This is a genomic window from Pectobacterium hainanensis (genome assembly GCF_046237015.1).
Taxonomy (GTDB): domain Bacteria; phylum Pseudomonadota; class Gammaproteobacteria; order Enterobacterales; family Enterobacteriaceae; genus JBJYIN01.
This window is the reverse complement of the sequence record NZ_JBJYIN010000024.1, coordinates 24,705-49,135: the sequence shown is the minus strand read 5'-3', so window position 1 is coordinate 49,135 and position 24,431 is coordinate 24,705. Positions and strand designations below refer to the sequence as shown.

The 24,431-nt window shown below is 47.4% G+C and carries 26 protein-coding genes, 3 tRNA genes and 1 rRNA gene; 12 read left to right on the top strand and 18 right to left on the bottom strand.

The annotated features are described in order from the left end of the window. Positions 1-144 precede the first annotated feature (144 nt). The 4 genes from ACKPVM_RS19155 to ACKPVM_RS19140 all read left to right on the top strand — a co-directional run bounded on the left by ACKPVM_RS19155 (position 145) and on the right by ACKPVM_RS19140 (position 1,568). Positions 145-220: transfer RNA gene (locus tag ACKPVM_RS19155), tRNA-Thr, on the top strand. Between the two features lie 31 nt (positions 221-251). Beyond that, positions 252-367, top strand: a 5S ribosomal RNA gene (gene rrf, locus ACKPVM_RS19150). A gap of 52 nt (positions 368-419) precedes the next feature. Continuing rightward, positions 420-496 (top strand) — tRNA-Asp (locus ACKPVM_RS19145). Positions 497-779: 283 nt separating this feature from the next. After that, the gene (locus tag ACKPVM_RS19140; protein ID WP_409311389.1) at positions 780-1,568 is read left to right on the top strand and encodes an endonuclease/exonuclease/phosphatase family protein; all 789 of its coding nucleotides are present in this window, start codon (positions 780-782) and stop codon (positions 1,566-1,568) included. 100 nt (positions 1,569-1,668) lie between these two features. Here ACKPVM_RS19140 and mltD read toward each other — a convergent pair whose 3' ends face one another. Together mltD and gloB are read right to left on the bottom strand one after the other, a co-directional pair. Further along, positions 1,669-3,045 carry a murein transglycosylase D gene (mltD, locus tag ACKPVM_RS19135; protein WP_409311388.1) on the bottom strand — a complete coding sequence of 459 codons (1,377 nt, stop codon included), beginning with the start codon at positions 3,043-3,045 and terminating at the stop codon, positions 1,669-1,671. A gap of 70 nt (positions 3,046-3,115) precedes the next feature. Then, positions 3,116-3,871 (bottom strand): hydroxyacylglutathione hydrolase, encoded by a 756-nt coding sequence (gloB, locus tag ACKPVM_RS19130; RefSeq protein WP_409311387.1) that lies wholly within the window; start codon positions 3,869-3,871, stop codon positions 3,116-3,118. A 43-nt stretch (positions 3,872-3,914) separates the two neighbouring features. Between gloB and ACKPVM_RS19125 the strand changes: the two genes are divergently transcribed. Further along, positions 3,915-4,634: a class I SAM-dependent methyltransferase gene (locus ACKPVM_RS19125; RefSeq protein ID WP_409311386.1), complete on the top strand. Its 720-nt coding sequence runs from the start codon at positions 3,915-3,917 to the stop codon at positions 4,632-4,634. A 9-nt stretch (positions 4,635-4,643) separates the two neighbouring features. Here ACKPVM_RS19125 and rnhA read toward each other — a convergent pair whose 3' ends face one another. Further along, positions 4,644-5,210, bottom strand: a complete 567-nt coding sequence (gene rnhA / locus ACKPVM_RS19120) for a ribonuclease HI (protein WP_409311385.1) — start codon at positions 5,208-5,210, stop codon at positions 4,644-4,646. On the opposite strand from rnhA, the gene dnaQ reads away from it, so the two are divergent. Continuing rightward, positions 5,164-5,901, top strand: a complete 738-nt coding sequence (gene dnaQ, locus ACKPVM_RS19115) for a DNA polymerase III subunit epsilon (RefSeq protein WP_409311384.1) — start codon at positions 5,164-5,166, stop codon at positions 5,899-5,901. The two genes, rnhA and dnaQ, sit on opposite strands and share 47 nt — an antisense overlap. A 127-nt stretch (positions 5,902-6,028) precedes the next feature. Continuing rightward, positions 6,029-6,105 (top strand) — tRNA-Asp (locus tag ACKPVM_RS19110). 61 nt (positions 6,106-6,166) lie between these two features. Here ACKPVM_RS19110 and nrdF read toward each other — a convergent pair. From nrdF to ACKPVM_RS19085, 5 genes are all read right to left on the bottom strand, one after another. After that, positions 6,167-7,129: a class 1b ribonucleoside-diphosphate reductase subunit beta gene (gene nrdF / locus ACKPVM_RS19105; protein ID WP_409311383.1), complete on the bottom strand. Its 963-nt coding sequence runs from the start codon at positions 7,127-7,129 to the stop codon at positions 6,167-6,169. 32 nt (positions 7,130-7,161) lie between these two features. After that, positions 7,162-9,312 (bottom strand): class 1b ribonucleoside-diphosphate reductase subunit alpha, encoded by a 2,151-nt coding sequence (gene nrdE, locus ACKPVM_RS19100; RefSeq protein ID WP_409311382.1) that lies wholly within the window; start codon positions 9,310-9,312, stop codon positions 7,162-7,164. After that, complete coding sequence (gene nrdI, locus ACKPVM_RS19095; protein WP_409311381.1) at positions 9,291-9,698, bottom strand: class Ib ribonucleoside-diphosphate reductase assembly flavoprotein NrdI; 408 nt, start codon at positions 9,696-9,698, stop codon at positions 9,291-9,293. Before nrdI ends, nrdE begins: the two co-directional genes overlap by 22 nt. 9 nt (positions 9,699-9,707) lie before the next feature. Then, positions 9,708-9,947: a glutaredoxin-like protein NrdH gene (nrdH, locus tag ACKPVM_RS19090; protein WP_409311380.1), complete on the bottom strand. Its 240-nt coding sequence runs from the start codon at positions 9,945-9,947 to the stop codon at positions 9,708-9,710. A 340-nt stretch (positions 9,948-10,287) separates the two neighbouring features. Then, on the bottom strand, positions 10,288-10,635 hold the full coding sequence (locus ACKPVM_RS19085; RefSeq protein ID WP_409311379.1) for a YacC family pilotin-like protein: 348 nt from the start codon (positions 10,633-10,635) through the stop codon (positions 10,288-10,290). Positions 10,636-10,914: 279 nt separating this feature from the next. Between ACKPVM_RS19085 and ACKPVM_RS19080 the strand changes: the two genes are divergently transcribed. The 3 genes from ACKPVM_RS19080 (at position 10,915) to hpt (ending at position 14,349) form a co-directional block, all read left to right on the top strand. Next, the gene (locus ACKPVM_RS19080) at positions 10,915-12,528 is read left to right on the top strand and encodes an ABC transporter permease (protein WP_409311378.1); all 1,614 of its coding nucleotides are present in this window, start codon (positions 10,915-10,917) and stop codon (positions 12,526-12,528) included. Positions 12,529-12,532: 4 nt separating this feature from the next. Further along, a complete protein-coding gene (locus tag ACKPVM_RS19075) occupies positions 12,533-13,594 on the top strand; it encodes an ABC transporter ATP-binding protein (RefSeq protein WP_409311377.1) in 1,062 nt (353 codons plus the stop codon). A gap of 215 nt (positions 13,595-13,809) precedes the next feature. After that, positions 13,810-14,349: a hypoxanthine phosphoribosyltransferase gene (gene hpt, locus ACKPVM_RS19070; protein ID WP_409311376.1), complete on the top strand. Its 540-nt coding sequence runs from the start codon at positions 13,810-13,812 to the stop codon at positions 14,347-14,349. An 85-nt stretch (positions 14,350-14,434) separates the two neighbouring features. On the opposite strand, the gene can is transcribed toward hpt, so the two are convergent. Beyond that, on the bottom strand, positions 14,435-15,076 hold the full coding sequence (gene can, locus ACKPVM_RS19065; protein ID WP_409311375.1) for a carbonate dehydratase: 642 nt from the start codon (positions 15,074-15,076) through the stop codon (positions 14,435-14,437). Between the two features lie 127 nt (positions 15,077-15,203). On the opposite strand from can, the gene ACKPVM_RS19060 reads away from it, so the two are divergent. Both ACKPVM_RS19060 and ACKPVM_RS19055 read left to right on the top strand, forming a co-directional pair. Beyond that, positions 15,204-16,127 carry an ABC transporter ATP-binding protein gene (locus ACKPVM_RS19060; protein ID WP_409311374.1) on the top strand — a complete coding sequence of 308 codons (924 nt, stop codon included), beginning with the start codon at positions 15,204-15,206 and terminating at the stop codon, positions 16,125-16,127. Beyond that, positions 16,124-16,894 carry an ABC transporter permease gene (locus ACKPVM_RS19055; protein WP_409311373.1) on the top strand — a complete coding sequence of 257 codons (771 nt, stop codon included), beginning with the start codon at positions 16,124-16,126 and terminating at the stop codon, positions 16,892-16,894. The genes ACKPVM_RS19060 and ACKPVM_RS19055 overlap by 4 nt, the downstream gene beginning before the upstream one ends. 52 nt (positions 16,895-16,946) lie before the next feature. Here ACKPVM_RS19055 and panD read toward each other — a convergent pair whose 3' ends face one another. The 9 genes from panD to thpR all read right to left on the bottom strand — a co-directional run bounded on the left by panD (position 16,947) and on the right by thpR (position 24,351). Next, positions 16,947-17,327, bottom strand: a complete 381-nt coding sequence (panD, locus tag ACKPVM_RS19050; RefSeq protein ID WP_409311372.1) for an aspartate 1-decarboxylase — start codon at positions 17,325-17,327, stop codon at positions 16,947-16,949. A 17-nt stretch (positions 17,328-17,344) separates the two neighbouring features. Continuing rightward, positions 17,345-18,199 (bottom strand): pantoate--beta-alanine ligase, encoded by an 855-nt coding sequence (gene panC, locus ACKPVM_RS19045; protein WP_409311371.1) that lies wholly within the window; start codon positions 18,197-18,199, stop codon positions 17,345-17,347. Between the two features lie 20 nt (positions 18,200-18,219). Then, positions 18,220-19,014 (bottom strand): 3-methyl-2-oxobutanoate hydroxymethyltransferase, encoded by a 795-nt coding sequence (panB, locus tag ACKPVM_RS19040; RefSeq protein ID WP_409311370.1) that lies wholly within the window; start codon positions 19,012-19,014, stop codon positions 18,220-18,222. Positions 19,015-19,162: 148 nt separating this feature from the next. After that, positions 19,163-19,660 carry a 2-amino-4-hydroxy-6-hydroxymethyldihydropteridine diphosphokinase gene (folK, locus tag ACKPVM_RS19035; protein ID WP_409311369.1) on the bottom strand — a complete coding sequence of 166 codons (498 nt, stop codon included), beginning with the start codon at positions 19,658-19,660 and terminating at the stop codon, positions 19,163-19,165. Then, complete coding sequence (gene pcnB, locus ACKPVM_RS19030; protein WP_409311393.1) at positions 19,660-21,072, bottom strand: polynucleotide adenylyltransferase PcnB; 1,413 nt, start codon at positions 21,070-21,072, stop codon at positions 19,660-19,662. Before pcnB ends, folK begins: the two co-directional genes overlap by 1 nt. A 119-nt stretch (positions 21,073-21,191) precedes the next feature. Then, positions 21,192-22,082: a tRNA glutamyl-Q(34) synthetase GluQRS gene (gene gluQRS, locus ACKPVM_RS19025; RefSeq protein ID WP_409311368.1), complete on the bottom strand. Its 891-nt coding sequence runs from the start codon at positions 22,080-22,082 to the stop codon at positions 21,192-21,194. A gap of 100 nt (positions 22,083-22,182) precedes the next feature. Further along, positions 22,183-22,638 carry an RNA polymerase-binding protein DksA gene (dksA, locus tag ACKPVM_RS19020; protein ID WP_409311367.1) on the bottom strand — a complete coding sequence of 152 codons (456 nt, stop codon included), beginning with the start codon at positions 22,636-22,638 and terminating at the stop codon, positions 22,183-22,185. Positions 22,639-23,093: 455 nt separating this feature from the next. After that, entirely contained in the window at positions 23,094-23,801 is a 708-nt protein-coding gene (gene sfsA, locus ACKPVM_RS19015; protein WP_409311366.1) for a DNA/RNA nuclease SfsA, read from the bottom strand. A gap of 7 nt (positions 23,802-23,808) precedes the next feature. Continuing rightward, the gene (gene thpR, locus ACKPVM_RS19010; protein WP_409311365.1) at positions 23,809-24,351 is read right to left on the bottom strand and encodes an RNA 2',3'-cyclic phosphodiesterase; all 543 of its coding nucleotides are present in this window, start codon (positions 24,349-24,351) and stop codon (positions 23,809-23,811) included. Positions 24,352-24,431 lie beyond the last annotated feature (80 nt).

The window sequence follows — 24,431 nt, the reverse complement described above, 5'->3', positions numbered from 1 at the left end:
GGTAGTGTGGGGTCTCCCCATGTGAGAGTAGGGAACTGCCAGGCATTAAATTAAGTAGTAAAACTGGTAAGCGGTTTCGAATTGCTTTTAACTCGAAAAATTATGTAGTAATTCATCGTTGCCGGTTGTTTAGAAATTAGGTGCGCTGATATGGCTCAGTTGGTAGAGCGCACCCTTGGTAAGGGTGAGGTCCCCAGTTCGACTCTGGGTATCAGCACCAGAGATTTGAATTCGATTTAAAACAGAATTTGCCTGGCGGCGATAGCGCGGTGGTCCCACCTGACCCCATGCCGAACTCAGCAGTGAAACGCCGTAGCGCCGATGGTAGTGTGGGGTCTCCCCATGTGAGAGTAGGGAACTGCCAGGCATTAAATTAAGCAGTAATCCGGGGAAACTCGGTAGTTGTAGAGAAATTCGGTGGAGCGGTAGTTCAGTTGGTTAGAATACCTGCCTGTCACGCAGGGGGTCGCGGGTTCGAGTCCCGTCCGTTCCGCCACTTAAATTGTAAAAGCCCTGAGCGTAGACTCGGGGTTTTTGCGTTATAAGCGATATGGTTTTTGAGTATTGTTTCGATTGGTTCTTTTATCGAAACAATCCTTTCATGTTTAATGTATTCCTCTTTTCTCTTCTTGCATTACAACTTATTTCGTAGTCTGTTTCATTTTTTCTCTGTTTAACCACGGCCATTCATTGAATATTTGCTATAAAATCCCTATAACAAGAGGGTGCCTTTGTTTAAGTAATGGGCATTGGTGTTCTGAATTTATAGCAGGCGAGGCGTGCGAAAAAAAACCTATGCAATGAGATATGTGGCGGGGCAACCAGCAGAGCGTATCTTCCCAACACGGCAAGCGTTTCCTCTGGAACAAATGCTACCAACAAGCCCACTGTTGTTGGAGCAGAGTGTTTTGCGTGTCATGGTGTGGAACATTTTTAAGCAACAAAGGATGAATTGGCTCTCTGTGTTACAGAGTTTTGGCAAAGATACCCAATTGGTTCTGTTGCAAGAAGCTCAGAGCACACCCGAGCTTATCCGTTTTGCGACATCTAACTATCTTTCCGCCGATCAGGTTCCAGCGATTGTACTCCCACAGCACCCTTCTGGGGTAATGACATTGTCAGCCACACAGCCTATGTATTGCTGCCCTTTACGGGAGAAAGAACCTTTACTGCGTTTATCGAAATCCGCATTAGTGACCGTATATCTGTTGCATGATGGACGACAATTGATGGTCATTAATATTCATGCGGTGAATTTCAGTTTCGGTGTTGAAGTTTATAGCAAGCAGCTTGAGTCGATCGGTGAACTGCTCGGTCACCATCGCGGTCCTGCTATTATGGCTGGCGATTTTAATGCGTGGAGTCAACCTCGAATTAGAGCGCTGTATCGTTTTGCTGCGCGTATGGCATTAGAAGAAGTGGGGTTTGTTGACGATCATCGTCGAAAAGCCTTTGGGCGTCCTCTGGATTTCGTGTTTTATCGTGAATTGGATGTGCTTCAATCTTCAATTTTGGTCACACAAGCCTCAGATCACAACCCCTTATTGGTTGAGTTTCAGTTGAAATGACCGATGAGTTATAAGAAAGGAAAACCACCTCTTTACTTGTCGATATCCAACTTTCGGAGGTGGCTTATTTAGGCTTCGATGGTTTCTTGATACCCGTTTACTAAGAATCAGGACTTGTCCTATTACTTACATAGAGTGTCAATCTGTCACCTGGTTGGATGTTGGCGTTTTTATTAATAACCGTGTTCCAACGCATAACATCTGCAATATTTACTCCATGGCGCTTAGCAATGCTGGAAAGTGAATCACCTTTACGTACCTGATAAGTGATTGAGCCACTTCGATTACCATTACTGGGCACCTTTGCTACTTGTAACGTTTGCCCGACCTTGAGCGAACCCGCATTACGTAGATTGTTCCAGCTTTGTAGATCCTTAGTACTTACCTTCAACCGCGCTGCGATTGTCGATAATGTATCTCCAGAGCGAACTTTATACTGCGAACTTCCTGTTGATTGCGCCAAGCTAGTCGGTTGTTGAATCGCTGCAATATCGCCATCTGCCAGTGAGTCTTTTAACTGATCAACATGAGCTTTTGGTACCATGATGTAATGTGGACCATTTGGTGCCGTCACATCGCGTTTATAACCGGTGTTATAGCTCTTGAGCTTAGTTAACGATAAACCTGCCATTTCTGCCGCTTGTGTTAATTGCATTTGCTGTCCAATATCGACTCTGGCTAATGCACGGCTTTCATTGGGTTTGGGCAAACTAACGCCGTATTTTTTACTATTTTTAAGAATATCGCTCAGAGCAAGCATCTTGGGAACATAGATGGACGTTTCACGAGGCAACGCTAATGCCCAAAAATTTGTCGTCTTACCCTTGGCTCTATTTGCTTTTATCGCTTGCATGACTCGCCCTTCACCGCTGTTATAGGCAGCAACTGTCAAAAGCCAGTCACCGTCAAACATGGTGTTAAGACGCTGCATCATATCCAATGCCGCAGTCGTAGACGCAACAACGTCGCGACGTCCGTCATACCATTGGTTTTGTTTCAAACCATAATTGCGTCCCGTGCCAGGAATAATCTGCCAGAGCCCAGCGGCATTGGCAGATGATGTGGCTTTCGGATCAAAAGCGCTCTCCACTATGGGTAGCAGTACCAGTTCCATCGGCATTTTACGTTGCTTAATCTGCTCGACAATCCAGTACATGTACGGCTCTGCCCGTAATGTTACATCGTGGAGATAGCTCTTATTTTTTAAATAACGCTTTTTTTGCTCGCGGATCCGGGCGTTTTCCGGAACCTCCATCTTCAGCTCGTCGCCAATGAAGTTCCACAGATCTTGTTGCGCGAGGCTTTCATCATCAAGCCATCGCGCCGAGGTCTCTCGACCATCTGCGAACTTTCCTGCTTCACTTTGACTTGCCGAAGACAGACTCTGTGCACGCTGTTTGGGTTGAGAGGTATCATGGGGAGAAACCTGACAACCGACCAGCAAGACAGAAGCGAATATCATCGCTTTAGCCTTCATATGTGTGTCAATAGTTGCTTAAAAGACGAGCAATAATACTTTGATTAGCTAATTAGCACAACCTAAACCTTCAGAAGCGGTCTTTCTGACTACGTAATAGAGCAAAAGCTTCCCAATTTTCTAATCTTTCGGGTTCTGATGATATTTTTCTTTTTAAATCAATATCATTGCAGCGTAGGAAGAGATTGATTTTTCTCTCTAATCCCAGCGTTGTTGGTAAAGTTGATTGAGATTTTTCTCGTATCTGACTGATTTTATGAAGATAAGCCTCAATAGTTGATTCTTCAGGCCAGATTGTGTGAGCAAATTCTAAATTTGAAAGTGTATATTCATGTGCACAACAGATTAGCGTGTCATCCGGTAGTTTTGATAATTTATTAATGGATTCAAATAGTTGCTTTGGTGTGCCTTCAAATATTCTGCCACATCCACCGGAAAATAAAGTATCACCACAGAATAAGTATGGCTGACTATAGTATGCAATATGACCAATTGTATGCCCCGGAACATCAAATACAGAAAATTCCGAATTTAATAATTTGATGGTTTTCCCAGCACTAACAACCGTTGTGGCACCTTTTTTTGCCGTTTCTTGGGGGCCAAAAACGGGCAAGTTTGTGTATTGCTCGATGATTTTTTTCACACCGTCGACGTGATCATGGTGATGATGAGTCAGCAAAATGGCTTCAGGAGAAAGTCGATATTCTTGCAGCGCCTTAATGACAGGCTCTGCTTCTCCAGGGTCGACAATCACGCAGTGATTGTCATGGTTGCTCAACAACCAAATGTAGTTGTCCTGAAGTGCTGGAATACTGATAAGATTCATTGATTGCCTCGTTTTGCTATCAGCCTGAGGAAGATAATAGAACATGAAACCTGCTCAAACCCCTCAGACATTCATTGCTCCCCACTCATGGGATGATATTTCCTGTGGCAAATTCTACCGTGAATCACTGGAGCAGGCATTAGTGCCTTGGTGGCCTAAGTTATTCGGATTTCATTTGCTTAAAATCGGGGAACTGAGTGCGGAAATCACGGTGAATGAATGCCCTATCTCACATCAGGTTAATGTGGGGCCTTATGGCAATAATTTACAAATTATTGCCGATCCTCATCAGTTGCCTTTCTCTGAAAAATCAATCGATGCCTGTTTATTAGCCCAAACATTGTCTTATTCTTCAGATCCTCACCGTGTATTACGCGAAGTTGACCGGGTATTGATCGATGATGGGTGGCTCATTTTGAGTACTTTCAATCCCATAAGCCTTGTCGGTCTGGGGAAACTCATCCCAAAAATAAATAAGCGGCAACCTTATTGTAGCCGCATGTTTACCCAAATGCGGATGATCGATTGGCTTGGTGTATTGAACTATGAAGTTGTGCATTGTGTCAGTTTTCACGTTACACCCTGGAGAAGAAACAAAGGAAAGTTAAACAAACACTTTCCTGTTTTTGGCTGCATTACGTTGATAGTGGCGCGGAAAAGGACTATTCCACTGATTGTTACGCCGATGCGTGCCAGGTTACGTAAGGCCCCGCTGCGTCGTACGGTGGGTGCAACAAAAATTTTTAGGCGTCAAAAACCGTAAGCGTGATATTTATTCGGGGTTATAGCCAACATCGTCTAGCGTAGGTGCACTGGCGGCGCTACGAGCGAGTTCATCGCAGCGCTCGTTCTCTGGGTGCCCGGCGTGGCCCTTCACCCACTCCCAGCGCATGGTATGACGCTGAATGGCTAAATCGAGACGCCGCCAGAGATCCTCGTTTTTTACCGGTTTTTTATCCGCCGTTTTCCAGCCGCGTTTCTTCCAGTTATGAATCCAACTTGTGATCCCTTGGCGCACATACTGGCTATCGGTGCTTAATACGACTTCACACGGAGAGGTTAATGTTTCAAGTGCGGCAATAGCGGCCATGAGTTCCATGCGGTTATTAGTGGTTAATCTATAACCTGCACTCAGCGTTTTTTCATGTTGTTTATAACGTAATAATGCGCCATAGCCACCTGGACCCGGATTCCCCAGACAAGAACCGTCGGTGAAAATTTCTACCTGCTTAAGCATCTCTGGTAGACTCTCCCTTATGGTGAAAACGGCAAGTCTGACATAAACGAAAACGATGAGCACTGAAATTACGCGACAAATTGTCCTGGATACGGAAACCACCGGTATGAATAAACTGGGGGTACATTATGAAGGACATAAAATTATTGAGGTTGGTGCGGTTGAGGTAATTAATCGTCGACTAACAGGGCGTCATTTTCATGTTTATATAAAACCGGATCGTTTAGTCGACCCTGAAGCCTATCACGTTCATGGTATTAGCGATGAGTTTTTGGCGGATAAGCCAACATACGCTGATATTGCTGATGATTTTCTCGATTTTATCCGTGGTGCTGAACTTGTTATCCATAACGCAACGTTTGATATCGGCTTTATGGATTACGAATTCCGGATGCTAAACCGAGATATCCCAAAGACGGAAACATTCTGTAAAATCACTGATAGCCTGTTTATGGCGCGCAAGATCTTTCCGGGAAAACGGAATAGTTTGGATGCGCTATGCGATCGTTATCAGATAGATAACAGTAAGCGAACGTTGCACGGCGCATTGCTCGATGCCGAGATTTTGGCGGAAGTTTATCTGGCAATGACTGGCGGTCAGACATCGCTGGCCTTTTCAATGGAAGGAGAGTCACAGCGGCAGGAAAATGAAAGCGAGACCATCCAGCGCATTACGCGTCCAGCTTCTGCCTTAAAAGTGCTTTATGCCAATGAAGAGGAATTATTTGCCCATGAACAGCGTTTAGATCTGATCGCCAAAAAGGGTGGCAGCTGTCTGTGGCGTAATGAATAAGTCTTGTTATGACAAAATAACGCTCGTTGAGATGAAATTATAAGCAAACAGAGTCGGTTAGTTATAAAAACCATTGACGTAATAGTACCATCATCTTAGTATTCATCCCGCTCAATGAGCACAGAGTGGAGCGGTAGTTCAGTTGGTTAGAATACCTGCCTGTCACGCAGGGGGTCGCGGGTTCGAGTCCCGTCCGTTCCGCCACTTATTTAGAAGCCCTGAATCGTTCCTGATTCAGGGCTTTGTCATTTTAATGTCTTCTCTTTTAAAAATCCCAATCCTCATCTTCTGTGTTTACGGCTTTACCGATAACGTATGAAGAGCCTGAGCCTGAGAAAAAGTCGTGATTCTCATCGGCATTCGGTGAAAGGGCAGAAAGGATTGCCGGATTAACATCGGTCATACTGGCAGGGAAAAGGGCTTCATAACCCAGGTTCATCAACGCCTTATTGGCGTTGTAGTGCAGGAATTTTTTTACATCTTCTGTCCAGCCAACGCTATCGTAAAGCTCCTGCGTGTATAAAATTTCATTGTCGTAAAGATCCTGTAAGAGGTCATAAGCGAAATCTTTAACTTGTTGCTGACGTGCAGCATCGACTTTCGCCAACCCTTGCTGAAACTTATAGCCGATATAATAACCATGTACGGCTTCATCGCGGATGATGAGCCGTATCAAGTCAGCCGTGTTGGTTAGCTTGGCGCGACTTGACCAATACATTGGCAAATAGAAACCAGAATAAAACAGGAAAGATTCCAGAAAAACGCTGGCCACTTTCTTCATCAGCGGATCGTCGTGCCGATAATGTGACAGAATGATATCGGCTTTTTTCTGTAACGCTGGATTTTCTTCACTCCAGCGATAGGCATCATCCACTTCGTTGGTCAGACACAGCGTTGAAAAAATAGAGCTGTAGGAGCGAGCATGAACCGCTTCCATAAAGCTGATATTGGACAACACGGCCTCTTCATGTGGCGTGATGGCATCAGGCATGAGTGTGGGTGCCCCTACTGTATTCTGAATGGTATCCAACAGCGTTAGCCCAGTGAATACTCGAATAGTGAGTTGGCGCTCATTGGCATTCAGCGTTCCCCATGAAGGAATATCATTGGAAAGAGGCACTTTTTCAGGTAGCCAGAAGTTGGATGTTAGCCTGTTCCAGACTTCCAAATCTTTATCATCTTCAATCTTGTTCCAGTTGATGGCCTGGACGCGCGTTAACAATGTCATAATCAGATTTCCTTTGACGATGGCTTAATCGGTTATAGGGCGCAGGACACACAGCCCTGAACCTCGGTTCCTTCCAGTGCCATCTGCCGTATACGGATGTAATAGATGGTTTTGATCCCTTTGGTCCACGCATAGATTTGTGCTTTATTGATATCGCGAGTGGTAGCGGTATCCCGGAAAAACAGCGTCAGCGACAAGCCCTGATCGACGTGCTGGGTCGCGGCGGCATAGGTATCAATAATTTTTTGCGGGCCAATTTCGTAGGCATCCTGGTAATACTCCAGGTTGTCATTTGTCATATAAGGTGCCGGGTAGTAGACCCGCCCGATCTTGCCTTCTTTACGGATCTCAATGCGCGAAACGATTGGGTGGATGCTTGACGTTGAATGGTTAATATAAGAAATCGACCCGGTTGGCGGCACGGCTTGCAGATTCTGATTATAAAGACCATAGGCCATAACGGATTCACGCAGCGTTGCCCAGTCCTGTTGATTTGGCAGGATAATTCCGGCCTGTGAAAACAGTTCTTTCACGCGCTCGGTGGTGGGCAACCAGCACTGTTCAATATATTTGTCGAAATATTCCCCAGAAGCATAGGTTGAGTTTTCGAAACCGTTAAAACGCTGGTCACGTTCTATTGCCAACTGATTTGATGCTCGAATGGCATGGTAGGCAACGGCATAAAAATAGATGTTGGTGAAATCAATTCCTTCTTCTGAACCATAAAAGATACGCTCTTTTGCCAGATAACCGTGGAGGTTCATCTGCCCTAAACCTATCGCGTGCGACTCATCATTACCTTTCTCAATTGAAGGCACGGAACGAATGTGGCTCATATCAGAAACAGCGGTCAGTGCCCGAATTGCCATTTCTACCGTTTGCCCGAAGTCGGGCGATGACATCGTTTTGGCAATATTTAACGACCCCAGATTGCAGGAAATATCTTTTCCGATATGGCTGTAGTTCAGATTCTCGTCGTATAGGCTGGCATCATTAACCTGTAAAATTTCAGAACACAGGTTACTCATGTTGATACGCCCTTGAATGGGGTTCGCGCGATTGACCGTATCTTCAAACATCATGTAGGGATAGCCAGATTCAAACTGAATTTCAGCCAGGATCTGGAAGAATTCTCTGGCCTTGATGTGCGATTTACGGATACGTTTATCGTTTACCATTTCATGGTATTTTTCACTGATGCTGATTTCCGACAGCGGAACGCCATAAACCTGTTCAACATCATAAGGTGAGAATAGGTACATCACCTGATTGTCTTTCGCGAGTTGGAACGTGATGTCTGGAATAACCACGCCCAGCGATAAGGTTTTAATACGGATTTTCTCATCGGCATTTTCGCGCTTGGTATCCAGAAAACGCAGAATATCAGGATGATGCGCATTGAGGTAAACCGCGCCAGCGCCTTGGCGAGCCCCTAATTGATTGGCATAGGAGAAGGCATCTTCTAACATTTTCATGACGGGAATAATGCCGGATGACTGGTTTTCGATTCGTTTAATCGGCGCGCCCGTTTCACGAATATTGGTTAGCATGAAGGCGACGCCGCCGCCACGCTTGGAAAGTTGGAGTGCGGAGTTAATTGCCCGACCAATCGACTCCATATTATCTTCAATACGCAGCAGAAAGCAGGAAACCAGCTCGCCGCGTTGCTTTTTACCGCAGTTTAGAAACGTTGGTGTCGCTGGTTGGAAACGGCCACTAATGATTTCGTCGACCAGTGCGCTGGCCAGCGCAGTGTCACCAGCGGCAAGCGTTAGTGCAACCAGACAGACGCGATCCTCGTAGCGTTCAAGATAGCGTTTGCCGTCAAACGTTTTGAGCGTGTAACCCGTGTAATATTTGAAAGCACCAAGGAACGTTTGGAAACGGAACTTGTGCGCGTAAGCCTGCTGGAAAAGACTTTTGATGAAGCTAAAGGTGTACTGATCCAACACCTCGGCTTCGTAATAGCCTTCTTCCACCAGATAGCGCAGTTTTTCTTCCAGGTTATGGAAAAACACGGTGTTTTGATTCACATGTTGCAGGAAATAACGTCGTGCGGCCAATCTGTCTTGTTCAAACTGAATATGCCCCTCTGCATCGTAGAGGTTTAACATCGCATTCAGCGAATGGTAGTCCAGCTCAGTTTTGGCTGGTTTAGCGATCATGGATTCTGTTGTTGCCAAAATTCAGTTACTCCCTTGCGCACATTCGCAACATCGTCTGCGGTGCCTAGCAATTCGAAGCGATACAGATAAGGTACCTGGCACTTCTGCGCGATGATGTCGCCTGCGATGCAGTATGCTGCACCGAAATTCATATTCCCTGCGGCAATGACGCCTCTCAGATAATCACGATTTTTCCGGTCATTCAGAAAATGGATTACCTGGCGTGGGACGGCACCTTTGCTACTGCCACCGCCATAACTGGGAACGACCAATATATAAGGTTGTGCCATTTTGAGTGTCGGAAGCTCATCCGCGATGGGGATACGCAGGGCGGGTAGTCCGACCCTGCCAATAAAGCGATGCGTGTTTTCCGACTGGCTGGAAAAATAGACCAGTGGGTTCATTACATCGCCTTACTGCAACCCTTGGGAGGCATGAAGCGTACTGATTTTGTCTGGACGAAAGCCACTCCAGTGATCGTCCGCAGTCATGACAACCGGAACCTGTTGATAACCTAAAGCTCTTACCTGCTGTAACGCCTGGGCATCTTCCGTTAAGTCCACCAGCTGATAATCAATTCCCTGTTTATCCAGTGCACGGCGTGTTGCGTTGCATTGAACACAATCTGGCTTAGTGAAAATAGTAATACGCATGATTCGTATTTACCTTTTGGCGTGAAAGAAGTTTGTCGGAGCGGCTATCTTTATGGGTACGTGTACCCAGACCGATCCACGAAGTAACCATCAGTAGTGATCGAGTTACGTTTTGAATACTAGATGTAGTTGTTTTAAAATTCAACCATACAATATATAGGAATTTGTCGTGACCTTATGTAAAAGGCGGCTAAGCCTGATGGGATAAGGGCAACACGAAATTTTCGTGAAAAATAACGTTTAGAAAATAAGATTAATGGTGATCACCGCGAGGGATGGGTGTGCTCTGTTTCCGCTGACACCTATGCGATCATATTGAGTCAGCGTGAAAAAGCCGAAATTATTGTGCGTAGGACAGTAACCCGAGTGAATTGCGGGCTAACGATTGGCATTTTTTTTGCGTTGGAATGGCGATTTTGCTGAGGTCTCGATAACTGTCCTCACCCATGGCTGTCATGTTATACGTATTGTAGTTACTAAGATCCCAGCGGTTTTGCTGTGCGAACGCCACCAACGTGCGGCGAATTTGCTCATTGGGTAGATCCTGATAGCCACAATTATTTTTCAGATAAACAAAAATTGCGGTCAGATCGGCCAGATCTTCGGCTTCAAATTCGTTAAGCGCCTTGCTGGCGGAGGAGAAGCTCATCAGACTCAGCAGGAGCATCACCAGCGCAGAGTTTTTCATGGTTAAGCCTGTTCTGGACATCGTCTGATGACGTTATCACAGATGTTGCCTTGGGTTCCAAACTTTCTTGTCGCCAGCGAGCGCCGTGTGGAGAAAAGATCATCTGGTCAGATGAAGTCGCGGCTATCAAGCTGGAGAGGGCTGGCATTCACCTCAGGCAAGTCGTTTCTTTTTGGTTAATCGTGCGATTACAGGCTATTTATCATTGATTGACGTCATGACGCCGACATCAAGCTCTGTTATTAATAATAAAGGCCTAATTCTATCGTTCATACTTTTATGATTTCTGGTGTCTGGCGCGTCAGTAGCGGGTTGTTGGCGGGATTGTTGCTGTTGCCTTTGGCAACGGTATTCCTTCAATCATTTTTTATGACGAGTGACCAGCCTATGACCTATTGGCAGACCGGATTACCGGTGTCTCTGCTTCATTCCGCAGTGACGGTCACCGGAACCGTATTGATCAGCCTGATCATTGGATTACCTGCCGCTTGGCTGATGGCGATGTATCGTTTTCCCGGCCAGAGAATGTTGCGATGGGGGCTCTGCTTGCCTCTGGCAATGCCTGCATTCCTGCTCGCTTATCTTTATGCCGATGTCTTGACGTTCATTAGTCCTTTTGTTGACCCTATCGTTAAGCCTTGGCGTGATTCATCATTTTGGCCGCCAGAGTTGATGGTTTCGCTCAGCGGTGCATGTATCGTGCTGGCATTCGTTCTGTATCCTTATATTTATTTATTGGTGCATCACGCGTTAGTGAGGCAACCTGCCAGCCTGATCAACGCTGCGCGGTTGCTTAAACATTCCCGCTCACAGGTGATATGGCGACTTTGTTTGCCTATAGCCCGGCCAGCGATTGTTACAGGGGCGATATTGGTTGCCGTAGAAGCGTTGGGTGACTATGGCACCGCATCTTATCTGGCGATCTCCACGTTAATGACGTCCGTGTTGGATATAGGACAGCAAGGCGATCTTATTACTGCGGCACGTATTGCTGTGGTGATGCTCCCTATTATTTTTCTCTTGGTTTTCCTGGCTTCTATCTGGCGACGTAAACAGCAGGTTTATCAGGCTTATTTTCAGTCAGCGCCGATGACCGTTCCTCTATTGACTGGCTGGCGGAGTGGTTTAGCGCAGTGCTACTGTTGGACGCTTGTTAGCCTGACGTTTATTTTTCCACTCTTGTATCTGATTTTTGAGGCTGCGGTAAATGTTATGCCGAGTTTGGATATGGCCTTCTTGCATGCGATGGGGAATAGCTTGCTGACGTCTGTCCTGGCCACCTTATTGATTACGCTGATGTCACTGCTATTTATTTTCTATACCCGCACGGCGGGGGCATTCGCTAACCCCCTTCCTGTAAAATTGGTCAATTTGAGCTATGCGATACCGGGTGCGATATTGGGGATCGGGCTATTTATTCCGCTGAGCTTGATTGATCGTTATATCGGATTGTTTGCTACAAACCATGGTTTTACTGCGCCTGAAATCGTGTTGTCAACGTCCTTGTTCATTCTGGTATTGGCCTATTGCGTGAAATTTGGCCGTCTGATGTTGGATGGGTTGGAACATCATATGGCAAAGATCCCTGTATCGTTGGATCAGGCCACGCTGTTGCTGAAATGCTCTGTTGGTCAACGCTGGACGCGGGTACATATCCCTCTGTTGCGACACAGTTTACTGTTTGGAGCGCTATTGATCTTCACTGAGGGTATGAAAGAGCTGAATGCTTCTTTATTACTCCGTCCGTTTCATCTTGAAACACTGGCAACCCATGTCTTCCGATTGGTTTCTGAGGATCAGATGGCTTCGCTAGCGTTACCCGCGTTGATTTTGGTTGTTATTGGTATTGCCCCCATAGTCGGTTTGAGCCGAATTCTGAACATCAAAGGATAATCAAATGGTGATGTCGGTGGATATTCTGAGCGTGCAGTCATTAAGCCATAATGTGCCGCAGGGATTGAGCCTGGAGAATGTCACGTTTGCCGTCAGGGCAGATGAAACCATCTGTTTGCTAGGGAGGAATGGGTGTGGCAAAACGACGTTATTGCAGGCTATTGCTGGTTTGTTACCGATAGACAAGGGGGAGATTCAGCTTGCAGGACAAACGCTGAGCAAGTCGGATCAGATTGTTCCGCCAGAACAACGTCAGGTCGGTATGATTTTTCAGGACGATGTGCTTTTTCCTCATCTGACGGTCACGGGTAACGTCGCCTTCGGTTTATATGGTCAACCCGATGATGATATTGCACGCGTTTGTAGCGAAATGCTCGAATTGCTTAAGATCGATGATGTCGCCTCTCGCTATCCTCATGAACTATCTAATGAACAACGGCAGCGCTTATCGATTGCGCGGGCGCTGGCCTGTGAGCCTAAGTTACTGTTGTTGGATGAACCTTTCCCCGGTGTAGACAGCCAACGCCGTTATCATTTGATCTCCGAACTCAGACAAATACTTAAACGGCGTCATGTCGCCGCTATTTTTGCCATGCATAACAGAGAAGATGCATTTGCCTGTGCCGACCATCTTATTTTATTGGAAGACGGTAAAATTGCTCAGCAGGGATATCCATCCGAGCTTTTCTACCGTCCTGTCAGCCGGTTTGTTGCCGATTTTATGGGAAATACGAACTACTTACCGGTGACGATCATGAGCGATCACCAATGGCAGAGTGTGTTGGGCGATCACCATGCAAATCATCCACTGAATCAGCCGATTGACTCGACGTGCGACTGGATGGTCCGTCCTCTGGACGTTGCGTTGGCATTGGACCCAGATGGCACAGCGCATGTTGAGGATCGGCTTTTTACTGGCACATCTAACCTTTATAACGTGAGCTTGGGAGAATTAACGATTTTGGTGCAGACCAGTAACTGGTTTGAGCCGGGACAGAATGTACGTCTCAGTATTAAAACCGATCAACCGGTACTTTTTCCTGTCACGCCGGCTACGGGGGAATAACCCCATAGGGTAGAACGGCCTTAGGTCTTCATCACGAATCTGTATGATTGCCAGTCCCCTCTTCTTGGGGGAGGAATGGGGATAACGCGTCATTTCTGGTATACTCCGCGCTCTTAGGCACTATCTGCCTGCGCTGACAGCGGCTCAGCATAGGGGCACTATCGGTTGAATCGTCGGCTTTGCTGATGATGTCGGATTCTTTTATTCAAAGAGTTATGAGTATGATGAAGCATACTGTAGAGGTCATGATTTCCGAGCAGGAAGTGATGGCTCGAGTTAATGAGTTAGGCCGGGAAATCAGCGATCACTACCGGGATCGTGGTAACGATATGGTACTGGTTGGCCTGTTGCGTGGCTCTTTTATTTTTATGGCAGACTTGTGCCGTGCCATCAATGTTTCTCATGAAGTCGATTTCATGACGGCATCCAGCTACGGCAGCGGCATGAACACCACCCGAGACGTTAAGATCTTAAAAGATCTGGATGAGGATATTCGCGGTAAAGATGTTCTGATTGTTGAAGATATCATTGACTCTGGCAATACGCTGAGCCGTGTCCGTGAGATCCTGCAATTGCGTGAACCGAAATCCCTGGCGATCTGTACCTTATTGGATAAACCGGAACGTCGTGAAGTGGATGTCAAGGTTGAATGGGTTGGGTTCTCCATCCCTGATGAATTCGTGGTGGGGTATGGTATTGATTACGCCCAGCACTATCGTCATTTGCCTTATGTGGGAAAAGTGATTCCTCAGTAATAAATGTATTGAGAAATAAATGCATTGAGGAATAAACGTATTGGAGAACGAATGACGCCCAACATTCATGGGCGTCACAATGGCATTAAGGCATGGAAGAAATGGCACGACGGTAGCGTTGTTCCAGTGTTTCCCTGCTGGTGGCGGTGACTTCCAAATCGCGCAATCGACCGTCCTGAATACCGTATACCCAGCCGTGGATCATGACTTTTTGCCCGCGTTTCCAGGCTGACTGCATAATGGTAGAGTGACCAAGGTTATAAACCTGCTCTACGACATTGATTTCACACAGCGTATTCAGTCGTTGCTCGGGAGGAAGTTCGCCTAGCAGTGAACTGTGTTTGTACCATAGGTCGCGAATGTGTAGCAGCCAGTTATTGATTAACCCCAACTCGGGATTTTCGACAGCAGCCTGTACACCGCCACAGCCATAATGGCCGCAGATAATAATGTGTTTAACTTCTAACACTTCGACAGCATATTGCACGACAGAGAGGCAATTGAGGTCAGTGTGTATCACCAGATTGGCAACGTTACGGTGAACAAACAGTTCTCCCGGTTCGAGGCTGGTCAAACTTTCGGCAGGTACGCGACTATCCGAGCATCCAATCCATAAGAAACGAGGTCGTTGTGCCTGCGCCAGCCGTTCAAAATAACCAGGATCTTCTTCCACCATCGTGTTGGACCAAAGCTGGTTATTGGCGATGAGTGTTTCAATATCTTTCATGAAAGTAAATGACCTGTAACAGACAAGAAGCAGTGGAGGTAATATAAGGCAACAATCGTCGTTTGAAAAACGATAGTTTTAAAATCGAAACTGTAGAACTCACTGATAATAAGGCAATCCATTTCTTATGACATATGCACTGGAACTGGCGCAATTAACCAAAACATATGCCGGTGGCGTCAAAGCGTTGCGTGGCATCGATCTGCGGGTTGAAGCGGGTGATTTTTATGCGCTGTTGGGACCCAATGGCGCAGGAAAATCCACCACCATCGGGATTATCAGCTCATTAGTGAATAAAACTGCCGGAAAAGTACAGGTTTTTGGTTATGACCTGGATCGGGATATTGTTAATGCAAAACGCCAACTGGGGCTGGTGCCGCAAGAGTTCAACTTCAACCAGTTCGAAACGGTATTGCAAATAGTGGTAAGTCAGGCGGGGTATTATGGCGTCAGACGCAGTGAAGCGTTGCTAAGAGCGGAAAAATATCTCAAACAGCTCGATCTCTGGGAAAAACGGAATGAAAAATCCCGTATGCTTTCTGGTGGGATGAAACGTCGTCTGATGATTGCTCGTGCATTGATGCATGAGCCTAAACTATTGATCCTTGATGAGCCTACTGCTGGCGTAGATATTGAATTACGTCGTTCTATGTGGGGTTTTCTGAAAGAACTCAACGCGCAGGGAACCACGATTATTCTGACGACGCATTATCTGGAAGAGGCGGAAATGCTGTGCCGCAACATCGGTATTATTCAGAATGGGGAATTGGTGGAAAATACCTCTATGCGCCATTTACTTTCCAAACTGAAATCTGAAACCTTTATTTTTGATTTGGCGGCCAAAAGTCCGTTGCCGCAGCTTGAAGGCTATCAATCCCGTTTGATTGACACCTCGACGCTTGAAGTTGATGTACTACGAGAGCAAGGTTTGAACGCCTTGTTCAGTCAGTTAAGTGCGCAGGGAGTACAGGTGTTGAGTATGCGTAACAAGGCAAACCGACTCGAGGAACTGTTCGTGACGCTGGTTAATGGTAATGGAGAAAAAGCATGATGCAACTGTATTGGGTGGCCTTGCAGAGTATCTGGATTAAAGAGGTCAACCGCTTTGGGCGTATCTGGGTACAAACGCTGTTACCACCGGTTATCACCATGACGTTGTATTTCATTATTTTTGGTAACCTGATTGGTTCGCGTATTGGTGAAATGCATGGCTTTGATTACATGCAGTTTATTGTCCCCGGACTGATTATGATGTCGGTCATTACCAATTCTTATGCGAACGTCGCGTCTTCATTTTTTAGCGCGAAGTTTCAGCGCAACATTGAAGAATTATTGGTTGCACCGGTTCCTACTCATGTTGTTATTGCTGGCTATGTTGGCGGCGGTGTGGCTCGTGGCGTATGCGTGGGCGTATTGGTCACCATTGTTTCGTTGTTTTTTGTGCCGCTGCATGTTCACGCCTGGTGGATTATTGTGCTGACGCTGCTGTTAACCGCCGTGCTGTTCTCATTGGCCGGTTTGCTGAATGCCGTATTCGCCAAAACATTTGATGATATCAGTCTGGTTCCAACGTTTGTATTGACGCCGCTGACTTATCTCGGTGGGGTATTTTACTCACTGACGCTGTTGCCTCCGTTCTGGCAGGCGGTATCAAAACTTAACCCTGTTGTGTATATGATTAGCGGGTTTCGCTATGGTTTCCTTGGTATTAATGATGTGCCATTGGTATTTACCATGACAGTGCTGGCGGGGTTTATCGTAGTCTTTTATCTGTTGGCATGGTGGTTAATTGAACGTGGTCGCGGGCTGCGGACGTAACGGTAGATAAATAAGGCGGTGTTTCCACCGCCTTTAGCCTATCGATAAAACGTCAGGCAACTTGCACAGGGATGGCTTTGGCCTGTCGTTGCAGTTCGTTATCTCCAGAAAAGTAGGCGACGTTAGGGCGATGTGTTCTTGCCTGTTCATCGGACATCTGGACATAAGAACAGATAATAAGTTTATCCCCCACACAGGCACAGCGCGCCGCCGCGCCATTCACCGAGATAATCTTTGAGCCTCTTTCACCAGAAATCGCATAAGTTGAGAAGCGCTGACCATTATCCACATTATAAATATCAATGGCTTCATATTCCAGAATGCCTGCGGCATCCATAAAATCCTGATCGATGGCGCAAGAGCCTTCATAGTGCAAATCAGCCTGGGTGACTTTCACCCGATGCAATTTGCCTTGCAGCATGGTACGTATCATCGCGTTGTTACCTCGGTTCATACAGTCAAATCGACCTGCTGGTTATCAATCAAACGTGCTTTGCCTAACCAGGCGGCCATGAGAACAACCGCACGAGTGCTGGTTGTCGTCAGGGGTTGTAGTGTGTCAGCGTCACAAATAAACAGTTCATCAGGCGTAAAACCCGCCTGCCGCAGTTTTTCTTCAGCCTGACCCAGTAAATCATCAATCTGTCGATCGCCGTTGGCTAATTGCTCAACCACGTTCGTCGTGATCCTATTTAACGCTGGGGCGAGTTTACGTTCTTCCGGGGTGAGATAGCCGTTACGTGAACTCAATGCCAAACCGTCTTTCGCTCGAATAATGGGGACGCCGATAATGCTGATGTCATAGCCCATATCTCTGACAAGCTGACGGATTAGCGCCAGTTGTTGGTAATCTTTTTCACCGAAGCAGGCGATATCCGGCTGTACCATATTGAACAGTTTGCTGACAATGGTTGCGACACCGCGAAAATGGCCAGGACGGCTGACTCCCTCTAGCATATAAGAGAGACCGGGCACTTCGACAAACGTTTGCGCTTCCAACCCATTTGGATATATCACATTTGGGCTAGGAGAAAAAACCAGATCGACCCCTTTCCGGTTTAGTTTTTCGCAGTCTTCCTGCAAGGTGCGAGGATAGTGAGTCAGGTCATCTTGCCGTTCGAACTGCATCGGGTTCACGAAAATACTGACAATAACGATGTCAGCGCGTGCTCTGGCTTCGTCGACTAATGCCAGATGTCCATCATGCAGATTCCCCATCGTGGGTACTAGCGCAATACGCTTTCCACTTTGACGCCAGCGGCGAACTTCGCGGCCCAGTAGCAGAGGGGTTTCAATAATCAACACGCTTCACTACTCCTTAAAACCTAATGAAAAGAATGTGCTTCAGCTGGATAAACACCTTGTTCTACCTCTTGAACATAGAGGCGGATGGCGGCACGAATATCACCACTTTGTGCTAAAAAGTTTTTGGCAAATTTAGGCGTTTTCTCACCCGTAATGCCAAGCGCATCATGCATAACGAGAATTTGGCCATCGGTGACGTTGCCCGCCCCAATACCAATAACCGGAATGGCAACGGCTTCTGTGATCCGCTGGGCTAGCGCGACCGGAACACATTCCAGTACTAATAATTGAGCACCAGCTTGTTCAAGGGCAAGGGCATCTTCAAGCAGCTGATTTGCTGCCGTTTCGTCTCGTCCCTGAATCTTGTAACCGCCGAAAATATTTACAGACTGCGGTGTCAGCCCCAGGTGCCCACAAACGGGAACGGCGCGTTCGGTGAGCATTTTCACCGTTGGAACCAGCCAACTTCCCCCTTCCAGTTTTACCATATTGGCACCTGCTCGCATGAGCTTTGCCGCCTGACCAAACGTTTGCTCGGGAGTGGCATAACTCATGAATGGCATGTCCGAAAGTAACATGGCAAAGGGGGCGCCGCGGCGAACACTATGGGTATGATAGACAATATCGTCGACAGTAACCGGGAGTGTTGAATCGTGCCCTTGTAAGGTCATGCCGAGAGAATCGCCAACCAACATGACGTTAATCCCTTGTTCATAGAACAAACGAGAGAAACTGGCATCGTAGGCCGTAATTGAAGCAAATTTCCGTTTTTCTTGTTTCCATTGGCGTAAATGGGAGATGGTCGTCGGTTTCATGACAGCCTTCCTATGTCAATAGGTCGAAGAATGAAAGGCGATCATTCTAATGGATGCTGATGCATAGGGATACATTCTTATGATCCCCCATTTGGCATGAAATATTGCAGAAGGTTGACTACGGGGGACAATGCAGAATGTAGACGATTTAATCGTGCTGAAGATCGTCCCATAATGTCAGACCATTGCGATCGACACAGGCAAGGCGATGAGAAAGCGATTCGCCATCAGGGAAATGCAGATCGGGAGCAATCTCCGCGAGGGGATACAACATAAACTCGCGGTTTTTCATATCGTAATGCGGAATGGTTAAGCGAGGGGTCTTCATCACAGTGTTCCCAAACAGAAGGATATCCAGGTCCAGTGTGCGAGGCCCCCAACGATGCGCTTTGCGCTCGCGTCCTTGTTCAAGCTCAATCGTCTGTGTACAGTCGAGCAGCTGTTCCGCTTCCAGCTCAGTATCTAAGGCAACAACGGCGTTGAGATAGTCTGGTTGATCCTGTGGGCCGAGTGGGCGGCTACGGTAAAAAGAAGAGCACTTGATCACTCGGGTACGCGATATGTTATCCAGCGCGATTAAAGCGGCTTTCACCTGATGTAATGGTTGAGCCAGATTGCTGCCCAACGCCAGATACACACACGTCATCAGACTTTTTCTCTGCGGAATTCTGTCGGTTTACGAGGGCGGCGAGGCCGAGAGCGACGATGAGGCGTAGGGCCATCATCCAGCGATTTCAGCATATTTTGCTGTAGTGGCGGGGCGGCAACCTGGAATTCACTCCACCATGCGCTCAGACGTAACAGTTCCTGATGGTTTTCAATTTCAGCACGCAGACAAAGCAGGTCATAAGCTGCACGGAATTTGGGATGTTCCATCAGTTTGTACGCCCGTTTTCCCTGACGACGAGATAAACGCAACTGCAATTGCCAGATATCCCGCACTAAAGAGGTAATGCGTTTAGGAATAGCCAAAGAACGGCACTGTTCATCCAATATATCGTTCATTGCCAGCGAAAATGCATCGAAATAGGCCAGACCACTTTCCTGTGCCAGTTTTTGTGCGTGCTCAATTAGCGGATACCACAGCATAGCGGAGAACAAGAATGCCGGATTAACGCGCATGTTATTTTGCAGGCGTTGATCGGTATTTTTTAAAACCTGTTCGACCATCCGTTCCAGCGTACTATCACCCGCTGCGGTAAAATGGCGGCTGATAAGTGGAAACAGTGGTTGGAATAGCTGGTATTCACACAACATTTTGTACGTTGGGTAACCGTAGCCGGTTTGCAGCAGCTTTAATGATTCTTCAAACATCCGTGCCGCAGGAATATCGTGCAGTAGCGCAGCTAAGCGAGGAATTGGCTGTGCGGTTTCCGGGCAGATAGTCATCCCCAGTTTGGCGGCGAAACGAACCGCACGCAACATTCTTACCGGGTCTTCACGGTAGCGGGTTTCGGGATCGCCAATCATACGAATGACGCCCTGGCGCAGATCGTTCAACCCATTAGTGTAATCACGGACGGTGAAATCAGCGATGGTGTAATACAGGCTGTTGATGGAGAAATCACGGCGCTGAGCGTCTTCCTCAATCGACCCGAAAATGTTATCGCGTAACAGCATGCCACTCTGAGCCTGCTGCGCGGAATTCTTGGTTTCTTGCTGTTCCTGATGTTGGTCATGATGACCGCGGAACGTTGCTACCTCAATCACTTCCGGGCCGAACATGACATGAGCCAGACGGAAACGGCGACCAACCAGACGGCAGTTACGGAAGAGTTTACGCACCTGTTCGGGGGTCGCATTCGTCGTGATATCAAAATCTTTGGGTTTTTTCCCCAACAGCAGGTCACGAACGCCACCACCGACTAAATAAGCCTCATAGCCCGCTTTGTTCAGGCGATAAAGTACCTTTAGCGCGTTATCACTGATATCGCTGCGTGAAATATTGTGCTGGTCACGCGGAATCACCGTCAAATGCTGACGCGGTTCCTCAGGTTCGACTGCTTCGCTCTCACGATTCAGTACTTTACGGCAAAAATTAGCGACTCGGGTAAAAATAATACACCTCGATAGTGATGGATAAATAAAGGCGACGTCCCGCCTGATGGGCGGCCAAGGATGACCCGCCACAAAAAATAGCGGCTAATCATAGCTCACCAAGCCCTCTTTGAGAATGCTCATGTGATCGCTGGCAGATTTATTGCCGCCTCTGTAGGAATTTTATTCAGTGACCAATGTCTTATCGCCCACTCAAGTAGAGACTCAAGCGCCAGATCGCGCCAGCTTTCCGGCAGCGGCTGATGTAAAAATTGTAATGCAGCAATCAATATCGGCCGAGGATCGTTTCCCGGTAGGGCAGGTGCGTGGTTTTGTTTGGATAGTTTTTGCCCTGCGGCATCAAGCACCAGCGGCAGATGAATATATTGTGGCTCCTGATAGCCAAGCTGACGATAAAGCGCAATTTGTCGTACTGTCGGCTCAATTAAATCTGCACCACGTACGATTTCGGTTATCCCTTGTTCATGATCGTCTACGACGACGGCAAGATTGTAGGCAAATAACCCGTCCCGGCGATGAATAATAAAATCCTCTTCAGCCAGCGCTCGGTCGGCATGTATCTCTCCACGCAAGCGATCGGTGAAATGGAATACGGGGGCTGACTGACGTAATCGCAGCGCGGCTTGTTCTGCATGGTGGCCAAGATTGCGGCAGTGGCCATCGTATTTGCCACCCAACTGTTGGATACGGTTGCGGGTACAGGTGCAATAATAGCTTAATCCACGCTGTTGGAGTTGGTGAAGCGCATCAAGGTACAACGAGTGTCGCTGCGACTGGTACACCACTTCGCCATCCCAATACAAACCATAGTGTTCCAGTTGGGAAAGAATACGGGATGCTGCGCCAGGAATTTCACGGGGAGGATCGATATCTTCAATTCGCACCAGCCAGCGTCCGTGTTGAGCACGGGCCTGAAGGTAACTGCCCAACGCGGCGACGAGTGAACCAAAATGCAGATCGCCAGAAGGTGAGGGGGCAAATCGCCCAATGTAATGATCGGTTTCTGACATAGTGATATGCGTGGTGTTAACGATACGCATGGTTTGCGAGCATAAAGCCTATCCCTGTGTACGCATGCTGTGCCCACAGGGTAGGCTTTCGAGTGGATAATTATCCTGCCATTTGCTTTTCGCGTATTTCTGCCAGCGTTTTGCAGTCAATACACAAATCAGCAGTCGGGCGTGCTTCCAGACGGCGAATGCCGATTTCTACGCCGCAGGAATCACAGAAACCAAAATCTTCGTCTTCGATCTTTTGCAATGTTTTTGCAATCTTCTTGATCAGCTTACGCTCCCGATCGCGGTTGCGTAGTTCGAGGCTAAATTCTTCTTCCTGTGCCGCGCGATCCACGGGATCGGGAAAATTGGCTGCTTCATCTCGCATATGCGATACAGTACGATCCACTTCGTCCCTGAGTTGATTGCGCCATGCTTCAAGAATACGCTTGAAATGAGCCAGCTGAGCGTCGTTCATATACTCTTCGCCCGGCTTCTCCTGGTACGGCTCTACTCCGGCAATTGCGAGAATGCTCAGAGAAGATGTCTTACGGTTTTGCCCTTCTTGCATGTTGCTTCTCCTACATAACACGACACGCACTATACCCTGCTTAGTTGACGTTACCGCGTTGTCGGTCACAATAAAGGTTGACGACTTTCACAATCCGAACGGCTTATTTTTAATAAGCGCTTCGGTGTCCCCTCACGTGCTCTCCAGCAGTAATGTCAATCACTCTGGGTACATCGATCCCCCTAGGGGGGAAAAACAGGCCGCTATAAATAGCAGATGAAGATTAGGTTGGCAATGGTTCCTGACACCGGCCCGATAAAGTGTGAGGAACCGCGAATTATCATCAGATGATAAACAACGTGTTAGCGTGTTATTACGGTGCTCACTTTATTTACCCTCAATACCCGTCATACTTCAAGCTGCTTGTGCGTTGGCTGCCCTTACTCACCCCAGTCACTTACTTATGTAAGCTCCTGGGATTCATGCGGTTGCCGCCTTCACGCAACTTGAATTATTTAGGGTATACATAATGGCAGCTTATGGGTAAGTTTGATGCCATCAGGGCATAATGTGGAGGCATAACATAAAATTTCAACCCCCTGCTGCTGTGCGATCATCAATAACTCAGCATAATGTGGATCAATGTGTCGGGCTGGTGAAACCATCGTAATTCCTGAATGTAGCACGGCGAAAAACAGCACGGCGCGTTCACCATTAGCCACGACCTGTTGCAGTTCACGTAAATGTTTCTGTCCTCTCAAGGTGACTGCATCGGGAAAGTAACCACATCCATGTTGCAATAATGTGACAGACTTGACTTCAATATAGCAGCTAATCTGGTCTGGTGCCTGTAAGAGCAGATCAATGCGGCTGTTTTCCGTACCGTATTTCACTTCGGTTTTTAACGTAGTATAGCCAGCCAGTTCCGCGATCCGATTTTCAGATACGGCTTCATGCACGACGGTGTTAGCACGCAGCGTATTGACACAAATCCATTCATTTTGCTGTGTTTCCGTTAATTCCCAACTATGGGGATACCGTCGTTTGGGGTTATCAGACGTGGAATACCAGACTGTGTCACCTGGTGTCGCACAGCCCGTCATGGCCCCAGTATTGGCACAGTGCAGCGTGAGCTGTTCGCCATCAGGGGTAACGACATCGGCAAGAAAGCGTTTGTAGCGTTTAATCAGCCGTGCAGGCTGCAAGCGAGGGGTAAATTGCATGGATATCCTAGAGTGGAGGTGATTCGATCAGTGGCCAGCTTGCGAGGGTCTCATAGCGGGTTCTGCCGTGCTCAAATAAAGACTGATACAGTGAGAAATGCGTTATGTTTACCGACCAATTGAAGCCCATTGGCGGGATGGAAACCGGTTTAGTCGCGCCACGTAACAGTGTGATATGGGGATGGAAAGGCTGGGTTGTTTGGTAACAGCCATTGCGTGCCGCCTGGGCACGTAATAATTCCGCCAATTGCAGTAAGCTTCTCGGTGCTTGCCGACATCCCATCCAGATCACGCCGGGACGCGGCCAATGACCTGCATCATTTAAATGTACGGTAAATGCCGATTGGCTGATTCGCCCTGCCAATGTGCGCAATACCTGCTCTTTTTGCGTACTGATTTCTCCAAGAAAAGCCAGCGTTAAGTGAAGATTGTCGGCGGCAACGGGTCGACCAGCTTCCGGTAAGAAATGGCCTGCTCGCCAGGCGATAATCTCCTGCTGAATTTTTTTCGGCAGTGATAAGGCAAAAAACAGTCGGCGGGTGGCGTGCATGTTTCTCTTCCTGTTCTGATTCCATCCGATGTTATTGGTATTCGATGCTACAATGCCCGCCGCTGAAAGTTAACTTTTAC